This is a genomic window from Rhizobium album, from assembly GCF_003122325.1.
GTDB classification, from domain to species: domain Bacteria; phylum Pseudomonadota; class Alphaproteobacteria; order Rhizobiales; family Rhizobiaceae; genus Metarhizobium; species Metarhizobium album.
Genome location: NZ_QFBC01000019.1, coordinates 95,540 through 108,710, shown reverse-complemented (window position 1 = coordinate 108,710; position 13,171 = coordinate 95,540). Strand labels below are relative to the sequence as shown.

Sequence of the window (13,171 nt, the reverse complement as noted above, 5' to 3'; positions counted from 1 at the left end):
CCGCTTAACACTAAACCGAGTGTGCAACACTAATGGTTGGCGTTGGGTATGACATGTAAGCACGGATTGCGGGTTAACCGCGCCGTGCCGAAGCGAGCTGCTGCGATGCTACGAGATTTGCAATGTCCTGACGAATTCGTCCCACTCGCGCTTCGACATTTTGGTATCAGCGTGCTCGACGCGCTCGCCGGCCAGCATCCGGCGCAGGGCCTTGATCGCTTCTCCGGAAAAAATGGCCGATTCCAGCCGATGTTCGCGAAATGCTTCATAGGTGTGCGGAACCCATTTTTTGAGGATGTCCAGCATTACCTGGGCATAGGCCCTGATCTCGTACTGCGCATGTGGATCAGCGCGCAGGCGAAGAAAATTCATAAGATTGTGGAGGTCCGTTTTCCAATACCACTGGGTATAGAAATTGAGCGACAGGTTCATGCGCGCGAGCTCGCGCGCAAGTCCGCGTTCCTCGTCGCGAATTTGCCGGCCGGTATCGTCTTGATTCAACAGATCGAGGTAGTGATCGTAGCTCTGTTGCGAGTCATCGCGGAGGACCCGCAACACCCGCTCCGCCTCCTCGGTCCCAACGACCTCGCCGCGCCCCTGGCGATTCTGGACCGACTGCGCCGCCAGATTTTCGGGGGAGGGAATGTAGAATTCGCGGTCGAGGATAGAATAGCGCGCCGAATACTCATTGACGTTGGCCATACGGTGGCGGATCCACTGCCGGGCTACGAATATCGGCAGCTTTACATGGAGCTTAATCTCCGCCATTTCGAATGGCGTCGTGTGCCAATGTCGAAGCAGATAGTGGATGAGCCCTCTATCTTCGGAGACCTTTTTAGTGCCCCGGCCGTAAGAAACGCGAGCGGCCTGCACAACGGCCCCATCATCGCCCATGTAATCGATGACCCGAATGAATCCATGATCGAGAACCGGGATTGCCTCGTATAGGATGTCTTCAAGACCCTTGGATACCGTGCGCCGCGTCGGTTGCACCGCCTCGCGGGCGGCCTTGATATCGAGCGACTGTTGATCTGTGAGGTTGGTCATTTTGGAACTCCTGCAAGCTGCAGCCACCTTATCCACATCTAACGGTGAGGGAAGTCGTCACGCGTTTGCCTCACTCACTCCAGAACGAAGCAGGATCGAAGCGATCCTTGATGCGATAGAAATAGGTCCTTCCGGAAGCCTTCACCTCGTTGACAACATAAGTGGTCGGAGTGCGGCAAACGACCTGAATTTGATCGTCCGCGAGTGCGGCAATAGCGAACGCCACAGCATGGGTCTTTGGCCCGATAGCAAAACACGTCGTTCCGGCGGAACGGTTCCGAAGAACGCTGAGCGCGACGGCAGCGACCTCGTGTAGCTCGAATTGTTCCTGCCGGACGCCAGGGAACGCAGCCAGTTGTTGAAGGGCCGGCCGTTCCCTGTCAATCACCGATGAAGGCAGTCGACGATGCCCCTCGGTGATGTGGTACAGTACGAGGCCGTTCGGCTCGAAACGGTCGACGATCGGACTTGCTTGGGTGATTTCGGCCCCAACCGAGATATAGAGGTTCCGTCGATCGGGCACGTAGTCCTCTGACTCCAGGTATGGAATTTGAGACGTCGTCCACTCGCCCTCGGAGATCAGACCGAGCGGCCGGGCGGCGTCGATGGACGCAACGCCCATCTCGTATCGTTCGGCCTCCGCGTAAAGAAGATCTATTGAGGTGAAGAGTTCGCGGCGAAATCCCAGTCCTAGCAAAAAAAGCAGATAGCGCTTTGGAATGCAGGTCATGTCCATCAGCACACGCAGCGCGCGGCCTTTCATCCGCGCGACCCGGAAAATCTCCTGCTCCAACTTTTCGGCGTTTTCGGTGAATTCCGCCGACCGCTGCAGGTCAAGAAACCGGCAATTAGCAATTGTCCCGGCGATCGTTGCGCGGTGACCGGTCTTTCGGTTCTCCATCTCGGTATCGGAAGACGCGAAATGGATAATCAGTACTTCATCGCTTCGTCCCGAAAGTAGTGCGCTGACAGCATGGCAGCGGCTTTCCCAGCTGACGGCAGCGACGACGAGATCGTACCGTTCGCTTAGAGTACCGTGATCCTCAAGGATATTCTGCGATATGCTCAATGTCCCGATAGGGGTCTCGTCAGTCATCCGAAAGCGGAGCCTCGTGCATGAGGGGAAGCGTGAGCTGGGAACTCGAGGCCGGTCGCCGTGCATACTGCTTGGCCCAGTCATCTGCATTGATGTCGGGCGAACCGATGCAGACCTGGTAAAGGATATCTTCTGTCAGTTTGACCGGCTCGTATGCGCCTCGGTAGGAGAACATGAATCGGGGCGCAAAGCGCCGGTGCAGGCGAAAGCCGGAGATCTTCGGAGCCTCATTGTCCTCTCCAACATTTGCGCCCCGTTTCGATGTCGTGGCACGCAGATACCCTGACAGTTCGGCGCGATGGACGATCTGATTGACCAACTCAATCTGGAGAGCATTGGCCGGATAGCTGCGGGCCGGATCGATGAAGAAAAGGCCGCGCTCTGCCGTTGCAAGCGACGAAGGGTCTTCGAAATTGGCCTGGAGATGGTGGGTGAGACGTCCAAGAACCGTGATGAAGCGCATTACCGCTTCGGCATTAGAATCCGTCAGGATGCCGATACCGTCGTAGAACGCCTCGCTCGACGCATAGATGCCGTCGGTTTGCGTCTTGGCTGCGATCTTTGTCCTCGACAGGGCAAATTTCTCTAGGACTTCATCGGGGGTGAGAGTGCCGCGGTCTTTTGCGAAACGGTCGAAGATCTCCGCCATGATCTCCAGGAAGTCGCGGATCGAGCCGTCGGCAAGGGAAGTGACCACGCTCACGCCGGACATAGGCAGTCTGCGGAACCCGAGCCTGTTTGCGATATGTAGCATGGCGCCGACGCTCTTGCGCCGCATCCAGGCCTGTTGGCTCTTAGCCCTCATCGCTTTCGCGTTCTTCTCAATCCTGCCAAAGTCCTCCGGGCGAGAAACCGGCGAGAAATTCTCCTTTTGGCCCGTCCAGTGCCAGAGAACGTAAGCCTGGTAATAGGGCAGGGCCCCGTTCGGCGTCAGGTCAAGACCGTAATGGCCGAGATTGAGACCGTGAAGGAACTGCGCCGCTTCGCGCAGCTGCCGCGCAAGCGGGCTCGTTGAGCGCGAAATCATTGTTTCGATGATGTCGTTGACCACAACTGTGCCGAGTCTGGTTTTAAGCGAAAAATAACGTTCGACCTCCGGACCGGTCACAGCCGGACGGCGATCCTGATCCAACGAAAAATATACCCGCAAGCTCGCGACAGCTTCGCACAGAGCCTGAAATTCCGGCCGATCTCTGTCGTCGAGAGACACGACGCGCCTATCAGCGTCGGTTAGCGGCTGCTGATCGATAAACGTCTCTCCGGCCTCGATCGCCTCTCCAACGGAACAAATGACCCAGGAGACCGGAAACCGGCTCTTGCGCACCAGCGTGTTGACCGATTTTCTCTGGAGCGGACTCATCACCTCGCAGTCGTCGAGGCAAAACTTGAAGCCTAGCCTCTGGTCATTGGCAAGCTTGCCGTGCGCGATAGATCGCGAAAGCCGTTCGATCACGAAGGACAGGAACTCATGCGGCTCGCATGCAGGAAGTTTGTCGACGAGACTCTTGACGTAGCCGCGACCACAAGCCTCGTTCATGCGTCTGACCATGCTGCGAAGGGCTCGGGACAGATCGACGAACGTCTTGGGCGACTGTTCGGTAAAAAACAATATCTCCGGAAATTCGGCCAGGGTGCTCGCAACGATCGAGATTTCGCTGCTCGCCGACAATGTCACCACACCCTCAATCCGCAAAGTGTGAGCAGCCGAAAGCGCCTTCTCGACGGCGATCAGTTCGAGTGCCAGGGAATAGAAGCGGAAGAATTCGTGGTCCGGTCGCTGCGAATCCGGGAAGATCTCGGACCAGCGCATGTAGCCCATGGACCCCGAAACGTGGTCCGGCAGACGTATGTAAACGCCGATATGATTGAAGTCGGTTATTCTCTTCTGGATTTGAAGGGAGGGATTGGACAATAGGTCCTCCCAGCAAATGCTCCTTAACAGCGTGGTCTTGCCGCTGCCCCTGCTGCCGTAAACGAACACCGACTTGTCTGCCGCCAGAAGCGTGGCCGTCGGGGTGAACCAGATCAGCGGCGAGCCCGAACTATCATGTTCCCACCGCGTTGGCCGGAATGGATTGACAACGGCCACCATCTACTTCTCCGCCCTCAAAATCCAATGTGCCGGCGACAGATCATAATTATCGATCGTAATGCTGCCTTCGGCTTGCAACTGTTCGACGATGATCGTCAGACGCTCTTCATCCATTCCGTGGGCCTCGTCGAGGAACTGCCTGGTCAATTCTGGCCAATAGACTTGGCCGGCCTCAAGGACCTTTCCATAAAGGATACCGGTGTTGCGGTCGGAACTGCGTTTGCGTCCGTTGTTTAGGGCAATCGATATCGTTGGCTCTCGCTTCAGGATTCCTGACTTGTCGACCCTGTAAGGAATTATGTGACAGGCAAGTGGGACCGCGTTTTCTCCGAAGAGTATGTCGACCAGGTTGAAGCCCTTTGGAATATCTGGGGAGCTAATCGAGACCACGGGGAACCCTCCAGGAAGCTGCAGGACTTCAACGGGATCCTCGTGGATGTGACCATGCAGGTAGATCACTGGCCGTCCGAGCTCGCCGAGCGCGCCGCGCAATGCGCCGCCGTTGACGAGCTCGGTATAGGGTGCAAGCCGCGGCCGTCGCTGCGGCAGCAGATTGTGGTGGGCGACGAGCACCGGCATAGAAGCACCGGACAGGGATTCCATTTTCGTAACAACGCTCTCGATCGTTTCCTCCGAGATCGCCGGCGTGTCGAGTTGGCGATCGTAATAGGCGCGGATGGCCGTGTCGGAATCCGGCCCGCTCATAACGGCTTCAATCGCCGCGGCGATCTGGCCACGGAACTCGGGGGGAATGTAGCTTTCTTCACCGCAGCCCCAGCAGCTGTTGAGAAGAAAGAGCTCGATCCGCGCATTGTTTTTCACAACCGAGCGGTGCATCGCCTTGCTGATCGGCAGGGCCGGAAGTCCCGCATTGGTCAAGGCCTCCGCCAGGGGGGTGAACTTCGTGCTGATGCCGGGCTTGCGGGCCAAGTCGCGGTTGATGTCATGGTTGCCGGGAACGATGCCGACAGGGATGTCGCGGTAAAGGCCCTTCGAGCCTATCTGCAGCGCGCTTGCAATGTAGTTCGAACAGGCCGCATAGCCGTCGAGCTTGCCGTAGTCGGTGAGGTCGCCCATGAACAGGACCGCGTCGATATTCTGTTCATTGATGATCTCGAAGATGCGACGAAAAACGGTCTTAATCGGGCTTCGCGAGATGATGTTCTTCAGATTCAGCGGAAACGTAGTGTCCTTGTCGTCCACGAAGGCCTTGTTGCCAGCGTTCGACACAAGATGAACGTCGCCAATCTGCAGCAGCCGGATTTTTGGTAGCACTTTGCCCTCTCCCAAGGACTGCATATCGTCTCCGTGGAAAGGTTGCAACGCCAAGTCGTGCCGCTCGAATTTTTCGGTGCACCATCCGCGAGATGAGAAAGGTATGCTTCCTCGGTTCGACGGACATGCCGATAAATCGGCAGGGCGCGTGGCCGTGCTCGAATGGCCGCGGAAACGTCGCGGGTAATGAATCGCGACGAACGATCGCGGGGGCTAATCCCACAGGCGTTGCCAAGCGGCAGTGACATCGATCGATGTTGTTTCCCACATTGTCGAGAGGTGACGTCGTCTCGATTTAAATGCTTGGTGTTTGGTATAGCGACGGCCGAGTTGAATTATTCCTGAATGTCTTTACCATGGATACGTTGAAGCCACCGCCCGCTCACAATCATCGCGCTCGTTTGCTACATTGCCAGACGCAGATGTAGGGCCTGATTGGTGCAGTTTTCACGAACAGTGGTTTGCGGAGGAAGCAGTTGCAGCTCAGGTTGAACTTTCAGCTAATCGGAAGCTGGTCGTTCTCGCGAATCGGGAAACTGAGCCAAATCTAGCTACCCTTAGTCGGCAACAACTAGTTCAGGTCGATTTCGCAACCGAGGCCGCTCCGACCGACAGGTTTCCCGTCGAAATCGACATTCGTTTAATAGGCTCAAGGCTGGACCCGATTGATTGCGATCGCCTTTACAGATGAGCTGACAACCGGCTTATCAAAGCGAAGCCCGATCGCATCGATCTCCAGACGATAGCCGTATACCGCGGCGATCCAAATCGCGGCCACAATTGCGATGGGCATTGCGACGGGGAGAACCGGCATTCGCGAAAGAACAGAAAACCAACTCATTCTGCCGGTTCCTTGTTTGCCGAAGGAGGAGGGGGAACCGGTACTGCGGCCGCCGCACTTGCAGCGGCCGCTGCAGCCTGCCTCGCCATTTCCTCCGCCTTCCAAACTTCCCGAACTGCTTCAATCTCACCGTAGGCACCGACTTCCATCATTCGATCTACAAATCTCGAATAAAGCAGGTCCTGAACGCGGTTTTGGGTTCGCAGCCATTCGACAGTGGCATTCGGGTTGATCAACAGGACATAGTGAAACTCTCCGGTGGCGCCTGGCTTAGTCCGAATGAACCAAAGGTCCCTGAGTTGGCGCATACGTTTGCGCCATGTGTCTACAGCACGCTCACCAATGAAACCTGCTTCTGCCGCAAATGTGGCGGGATTTTCGATGGTGATAACAGGGTGGTCAGGCGATCGTGCCCACAAACAAAAGAGTGTGTGTCCTGCGGGTTGGCCCTTTGTCTGCGCATCGATGATCTGCATCACGATCGGGAGCGTTCGCGGGACAGTGAAGAAGCCGTCGTTTGTTTTCCGCGTCCAGATCCATGCCGGATTAAATCCGGGGAAATGAACTTCCATCTGCTGCTGTGCCCGGTCCGCCATCTTGAGGCGCTTCGCACTCGCCTGCCTGCCATTCGCCATGCCTATCTCCTTTTCGATAGCGCCGACAGTGATCCAGCCTGGCGTCGAAGACAAGGATACGATACGCCCAGCTCCGCGCGATACAATATGGCGAAGCCGGCGATTAGGCAATCTCTATACGCCTGATTTAGCGCTCAGGAAACATCTATATTGCGCGAAACCGCGCAGAAATCCTAAAGTTCGCACTTTATTTCAATGGCTTAAATTCTTTTCGGTGTGCTCCGAGTAATCCGGTGCTGGCCGTACTCCGCTGTGCTCGACGTGCTTCTGGGGTTTTAAAGGGGACAGGGGTGGGGCCCCTGGATTAAAATCTGAAGAAAGGCAGGCGGGAAGCCGAAGGATATCCCGGCAAGCCAAGTGTCCTTCCTAGACGAAAGCGATTGCAAGCGCTCCGTGCAGTTCGGGCGGGAGCGGTAACACTTGTTGAAATGCCCCATTGCAAAAGTCGGCATGGTTCGCCAGCGCCCTAAGCGTCGCCACCCTCCAGTCGTTTCGGTGGTGGTTTGCCGTTTCCGTTATGATTTGCCGATCAAGGAAAAGGCGCACACCAGTCTCACCCTTCACCTGCCAAAGGAGGTGAAGGCTTTGAGTGTGGCTCGAAAGGTAATTGTTGATTTCGCGCGTAAACCGCTCGGGCAATCTCAACTTTCCAAGCTGATATCGAAGTTTGCCAAGCAATATCGCGTCAACCTGATCGTCGTCTGTGACTTGAAACTCAATAGTGAGAGCGTCGCCAGCAATCGTCGCGGTCGCATTTATCAGGTCGAGATCCGGAAGCGCATCGAAATATGCGTGCACGAAGTTTGCCGCATCATCGTCGCCGGTTCGATCGGACTTGATATTGTTGCAATCGTGACAGAGTGGGATCAGGTTTCTTCGATAGATTGATAGCGGATTGTATTTCGAGCGCGGAAGAAAATGATCTAATTCCCACGCAGGGGAGATCCCGCAGATGGGGCAGCGGTCAACATTATGCTTCAGCGCTTTGCGAATGTAAGCAAGCCGACGCCGGTCGGTTAGCTGATCAAAAGCGTTGTAAGTGGCTGCGCGCAAGTCTTCACCTAGCGTCAACCCCTCTAGGGTAGACGAGGGGGCGCCTAGGGCCACATCGTAGATGTCGTAAATTGCCATTAACCCATCGATCTCGGCCGCTGTTGCTTGATAGCCCCTTGTTTGATTGCGATATTGGTAGTTGGAAAGTGCCTTTTCGAGATCAGCTCGTACCTCTGCACGAGACGGCAACTGCAGATTTTTCACGCCGGCTTGTCCTTTGATGCGAGCTTCGCCAAAACATAGGCACGCGCTTGACTGCTCAGACCGTTTGTAAAGAGCGCCTCTATCTCGGAAAATTCCTCGCCGCTTCGGACCAAAAGATCCAAGGTTTCATGGAAATCGGTCGCGGCGGCCGTCAGGCCAAAGGCGTCGTAGGAGAGCAGACCAACGTTCTCGCCGAAAGTCTCTCTTGTCGGTTCGGACACGCTAATCTCGTCGTCCGTGCGTTCGATGAACCTAACGTGTCGAGCGAGAGTCTCCTGCAGTACAACCGGAGAATGAGTCGCAACAATGCAAAACGCGTTTGTCTCCATCAGCACAATACGGACAGCATGCATCAACGCAGCTGTAAGCGGAGGATGGAGATGCATTTCCGGTTCGTCGAATAGGACGAGAGCATTACGCGAGACGTGCGTGACGAGGGAAAGGATTACGTGAAGCGCAATCTTGTGCCCGGTGCTCCATCTCAAAAACAACTCACGCCCGGTTGTTGTCCCAAGTGCTTCGTCGAGATCCAAGCCTGCGAAAGACGGATCAGCGGCGAGCGGCTGCATTGCAGCATCGAGCAAAGTCCGTTTTTCGGGCGACGCATTGACGCTTGCCAATAACCGCTCGTACTCGTCGGCCAGTTGATCGACCGACTTTAGGGCGGTCGTGTGTCGACGCGCCGGGTCCTTGATCGGGCCAATCTGCTCATCATCGTGTTCCCGAGCTTCTAGGTCATGCTTGGCTTCGGCGGCGATATCTCGGAGCCCGCAATAGACGAACCGACCTTCCCCTTTCGTCACGTCATTGGCGATTTGTACGAAATCAGCGTCTGACACTCCAGGAAGCGTGAAGCTGTCAAAGGCGCTGTAGGAAATTGTTATTACACGCAAAAAGCCGATACCGTTCGGGTCAAGCTGCCCTTTCTGCCGAACGCTTTTCCGCAAACGTTGCTCGGGCGTTGCGAAAGCCACGTGAGCGATATCCGCGAGGAGAGTGCTTTTCCCCGCGCCATTGCGGCCGATCAAAACCATAATTCGATCTGGCAGCACAGAGCGTTGCCGCTTAGGCCCAATTCTGCGGTAGGGTCCGGAGTAATACTCTGGAAGAGGAGCACTTAGCTCGAACCTGATTTCATCTCTGCTATTGCGTGGAAAAAAGGAGAAAACCGTATCGACGTCTGATAGAGTATCGAAGTTCCCCTTATAAAGAGCTGTCGCATCAGCGAGAAACGTCTGCCACTCTCTGTTGCCCCTGAAGAGCGAAGTGGTCCATCCTTCTTCAGCAGAGAAAGTATCGATCAATGCGGGGTTAGCCGCGACATCCCTCAGCGTTGCGAGCAGGTCATCACGCTCATCTCTCGACAGGGTATTTAACCGCTCGTAGTAGTCCAGGGAATCCCCGACCGAACAATAGTTGTCTCCAAGCGGCTCAGTGATGTCGGATGAAATCTGAAGCCCGTCTGCAGCAGTTTGACCGCGTCGCAGTATTTTGACGGTGCCAACAAAAAAAGGCTCCTCCTTGTAGGCAGAGCTTTCGCGGTAGAGTTGGTAGCGCGTCTGAAATCCGTAGTCGTTGAAGGTGTCTTTCTTTAGGACAAAAGTGGTGGGAAATGAACGCGGCGGCGCTTTCCGAGGTTCAACGACTGTGATTTGCATTTTGTGACGATATATCATCCATACTAACTATTGGCGCTTCAGTTTTACACCAAAAACGTGAGAGGCCAAGAGCCGTCGGCAACGATCGAAAGTACGCGGAATATCTCACACGAACTCCCGAAGCACCCCTAAAAATAACAGCTTTCAAAGGTTTAGGGGTTGCGCAAAAAAAGACAATCGACGGGTCGATGGTTCAGATCCCTTCAAGAGCGAGGCTATGACCGCTTTGTGCCCTCATTTCGATTGGCGGTGGTTCATTACCCGGTGTAAAGAGCGACCGTTCGTTGCGAGTCAAATGAAGGTCTGAAAATGGCGGAAGCCGGATCCTCGCCGCCGTGACAATCCGATTACCTAACAAAGATGAAGCCGCCATTCAGGCGACCAAGATTGGGTTTTTTCTGCGCTGCCGAACCCCGCTCCAAAGCCCAACCGGACATAGTCAGGTGGCCGTTCGCAAAGCACGTCATCCACGGGGTCTAAACGACCCGTGAGCCCGCAAGCGGTCCCCAGCGCGATCAGACGCTTGATCGTGATCCTCCGAGAATTGGCGTGCGGCAAGCAGCACCGGCATCAGTGCTTCGCCGCGGTCAGTCAGGCGGTACTCTACCCGAGGAGGAGTCTCACCGAAATCTATCCGCCGGATCAGCCGGTCGGCCTCGAGTTCGCGTAGATGCTGGGTCAGCATCTTCTGCGAAACGTCGGAGATGTCGCGCAAGAGCAGAGAGCTGCGCTGCATCCCATCGGCATAAAGTCGGAACAGGATTGGCAGTTTCCATCTTCCGCTGATCATCTTTAGGCACCGTGTGACATGCATTACCGCGCCATCCGGTCCGAGGCAGGCGCTGCGGTCGAGGTCGGTCACAGGCACTTTTTGGTGCGTTCTTGCGGGGTCCATCATGTCGCTCCTACATCACGTCTTCACCATAAAAGGAGCCCGACCATGAATCTACATCTCGACGGCAAGATTGCTCTGGTGACCGGGAGCAGCAAGGGCATCGGCGCCGGTATTGCTCGTGGACTGGCACGCGAAGGCGCAGCGGTGATGGTTCACGGGCGCGACCGGGGGCAAGCCAACGCCGTGGCGCGGCAAATCGGGCAGGAAGGTCGGACGGCGCATGTCGTGACAGGGGATCTGACAGACGAGGCGGAGGTCGATGCGCTGCTAGCCGAGGTGCGCGTCCTTGGAGACATTGACATCCTCGTCAACAACGCGGGCGGCTCGGCCGGTAACTCGGATTGGAGCACGACGGAGGTCGGTGCATGGGCATCGACCTATGATGCCAACGTACTGGCGGCAATGCGAATGGCGAAGGCGGTCCTGCCGCAGATGCGCCAAGCCGGGTGGGGACGGATCATCAACATTTCCAGCCTCGCCGCGCTGATGCCTCCCGCTGGCAACCCCGACTATTCGGCGGCTAAGGCCGCGATGCTGGCGATGTCTGCCTCCATGGCCAAAGCCGTTGCGGCCGATGGAGTGACCGTAAGTACGGTTTCGCCCGGCACCATCCGCAGCGAGAAGCTCGAGCGCAAGTTCCGCGAGGTCGCGCAGCAGCGCGGTATTGCGCCGGATGCCCCGTGGGAAGAGGTAGAAGCGGAAGTTCTTCCACTTTTCGCGAGCGTCCCCATGGGACGGGTTGGCACAGTAGAAGAGATCGCGGACGCCGTCGCCTTCCTCGCCAGTCCGCGCGCCGCTTACATCACCGGCTCAAACCTTCGCCTGGACGGAGGAATGCTGCCGACCATCTGACGGGGCCTGCGGACAATCAAGGCAATAAATGAAAGGAAACCCGAATGAGCATTTTCGATCATGTCAGCCTCAAGACGACCCGTCTGGAAGAAACGCAGGGGTTCTACGAAGCGGCCCTCGCGGCCTTGGGCATAAACAAGAGGTTCTATGTGGAGCGTGAAGAGGGTGGTGTTGCCGGCTTTGGACGCGAGCGCGTCGAGCTTTTCATCGGCGGGGTGCAGGGACCAGAGCCGACTCCAGTTCACGTGGCCTTTCGTGCCAAGAACCGCGAAGAGGTGGAGGAATTTCATGCCGCTGCCCTGACGGCCGGCGGAACGGACAACGGCGCACCGGGCATACGCCCGAAGTATCATGAAAATTATTATGCGGCCTTCGTCATAGACCCAGCCGGAAACAACGTTGAAGCGGTGTTTCAGGGCCCTGCATGAGGGCCTTCAGCAGCTGGAAGCAGGATCTTGGAGTGACGGTCCGCCTTGTGCTCGGTGCTGAACTTCTACCTCTCCGGGTCTGGCATCCGCAGCGAACGGCAGCTTCGAATGGCCACGCTGCAGCATGCTGACCTGGTGCTGAAGGCCGCCGCAGTGCCCAAAGAGCCATTGCATTTAGAGACAACCGACGTCAGCTGAACCCAACGGGATCGCGAACCCAGGCGAGGATCATGATGACTAGGTCGCTGGTACATTTCCACTGCCTTGCAAGATCGTGCGATGCGCGATCGCCCGTTGTTGCCCGGCAAGGCCCTGACTGCTCGAGAAGATTCGCCAGCACAGCCGGAAAGGTATGCAGATCGCCCTGACCCTCAGTCAAACCGATTGTACCTTTTCCAAATAAGCGATGAACATGTCTGACATGGCATCTGCATAAGCATCAATCTCTGAGCTTTCGCGCGGCGTCTCTGTCAGTTCCTTTCCAACCGCAGTCATCGTCATCACGATTAGATCGCCTGCGCGTTGTCGCTTTGTGTCCTGAACCTCTGGCAGCGCCTCGGCCATGAATGCCTCGATGATGCGGTCGCCTTCAGCGTGAATTTCTCGGGCCTCGACGGCGTCACGATAGAGTGGCGCGGCATCATCAAGCGCCAGACGGACTTCGGCTTCTTCGACCTCGGAACGCAAGAACGAATGCACTAGCTGTCGCAAGCGGTCAGTGGGTGGCCGCGCCTGATCCGTCAGAATGATGCGCCATTGTTCAGTCGTCTGTCTCCATTCGTCGCGCTGCAAGCGGTAGAGGATCGATGCCTTGTTTGGAAAGTACTGATACAGCGAACCAACACTGACCCCGGCCCTCTCCGCGACGCGTGCGGTTGTAAATCGTTGCGCTCCTTCCTCCGCCAGAACGCGAATAGCGGCTTCGAGGATTGCCGCAACCAGCCCTTCTGAACGCGCTTGCCTGGGCTGTTTTCTCGAAGAAATTCGGGGACTTGCGCGTTTGGGCATCAAGTGTCTTTCAGAACGCGAATTGCGAAATGTGACGGATTAGTCGCATTATAGCTCATCCAAAACACGACCTCAACTTGATTGGAA

General features: G+C 56.4%; 12 protein-coding genes. 2 read left to right on the top strand and 10 right to left on the bottom strand.

The genetic code is table 11. The annotated features are described in order from the left end of the window. Positions 1-108: 108 nt before the first annotated feature. The 9 genes from thyX to DEM27_RS28285 all read right to left on the bottom strand — a co-directional run bounded on the left by thyX (position 109) and on the right by DEM27_RS28285 (position 10,796). A complete protein-coding gene (gene thyX / locus DEM27_RS28320; protein WP_109461605.1) occupies positions 109-1,047 on the bottom strand; it encodes an FAD-dependent thymidylate synthase in 939 nt (312 codons plus the stop codon). A gap of 70 nt (positions 1,048-1,117) precedes the next feature. After that, positions 1,118-2,143 (bottom strand): hypothetical protein, encoded by a 1,026-nt coding sequence (locus DEM27_RS28315; protein WP_109461604.1) that lies wholly within the window; start codon positions 2,141-2,143, stop codon positions 1,118-1,120. Next, the gene (locus DEM27_RS28310) at positions 2,136-4,235 is read right to left on the bottom strand and encodes an ORC-CDC6 family AAA ATPase (RefSeq protein WP_109461603.1); all 2,100 of its coding nucleotides are present in this window, start codon (positions 4,233-4,235) and stop codon (positions 2,136-2,138) included. The genes DEM27_RS28315 and DEM27_RS28310 overlap by 8 nt, the downstream gene beginning before the upstream one ends. Continuing rightward, positions 4,236-5,534: a metallophosphoesterase family protein gene (locus tag DEM27_RS28305; protein ID WP_109461602.1), complete on the bottom strand. Its 1,299-nt coding sequence runs from the start codon at positions 5,532-5,534 to the stop codon at positions 4,236-4,238. It lies immediately after the preceding gene. Positions 5,535-6,159: 625 nt separating this feature from the next. Then, positions 6,160-6,351, bottom strand: coding sequence for a hypothetical protein (locus DEM27_RS33700; RefSeq protein ID WP_128755581.1), 192 nt, complete (start codon positions 6,349-6,351; stop codon positions 6,160-6,162). Continuing rightward, positions 6,348-6,986 carry a hypothetical protein gene (locus DEM27_RS28300; RefSeq protein ID WP_205908976.1) on the bottom strand — a complete coding sequence of 213 codons (639 nt, stop codon included), beginning with the start codon at positions 6,984-6,986 and terminating at the stop codon, positions 6,348-6,350. Before DEM27_RS28300 ends, DEM27_RS33700 begins: the two co-directional genes overlap by 4 nt. A gap of 366 nt (positions 6,987-7,352) precedes the next feature. Further along, on the bottom strand, positions 7,353-8,243 hold the full coding sequence (locus DEM27_RS28295) for an HNH endonuclease (protein WP_128755580.1): 891 nt from the start codon (positions 8,241-8,243) through the stop codon (positions 7,353-7,355). Beyond that, complete coding sequence (locus DEM27_RS28290; RefSeq protein WP_165823648.1) at positions 8,240-9,901, bottom strand: AAA family ATPase; 1,662 nt, start codon at positions 9,899-9,901, stop codon at positions 8,240-8,242. Before DEM27_RS28290 ends, DEM27_RS28295 begins: the two co-directional genes overlap by 4 nt. Positions 9,902-10,364: 463 nt before the next feature. Next, positions 10,365-10,796, bottom strand: coding sequence for a winged helix-turn-helix transcriptional regulator (locus tag DEM27_RS28285; RefSeq protein WP_165823659.1), 432 nt, complete (start codon positions 10,794-10,796; stop codon positions 10,365-10,367). 45 nt (positions 10,797-10,841) lie between these two features. Between DEM27_RS28285 and DEM27_RS28280 the strand changes: the two genes are divergently transcribed. Both DEM27_RS28280 and DEM27_RS28275 read left to right on the top strand, forming a co-directional pair. Continuing rightward, the gene (locus tag DEM27_RS28280; RefSeq protein ID WP_109461598.1) at positions 10,842-11,648 is read left to right on the top strand and encodes an SDR family NAD(P)-dependent oxidoreductase; all 807 of its coding nucleotides are present in this window, start codon (positions 10,842-10,844) and stop codon (positions 11,646-11,648) included. Between the two features lie 44 nt (positions 11,649-11,692). After that, positions 11,693-12,076 (top strand): VOC family protein, encoded by a 384-nt coding sequence (locus DEM27_RS28275; protein WP_109461597.1) that lies wholly within the window; start codon positions 11,693-11,695, stop codon positions 12,074-12,076. A 375-nt stretch (positions 12,077-12,451) separates the two neighbouring features. On the opposite strand, the gene DEM27_RS28265 is transcribed toward DEM27_RS28275, so the two are convergent. Beyond that, a complete protein-coding gene (locus tag DEM27_RS28265; RefSeq protein WP_109461595.1) occupies positions 12,452-13,084 on the bottom strand; it encodes a TetR/AcrR family transcriptional regulator in 633 nt (210 codons plus the stop codon). Between the last annotated feature and the right edge of the window lie 87 nt (positions 13,085-13,171).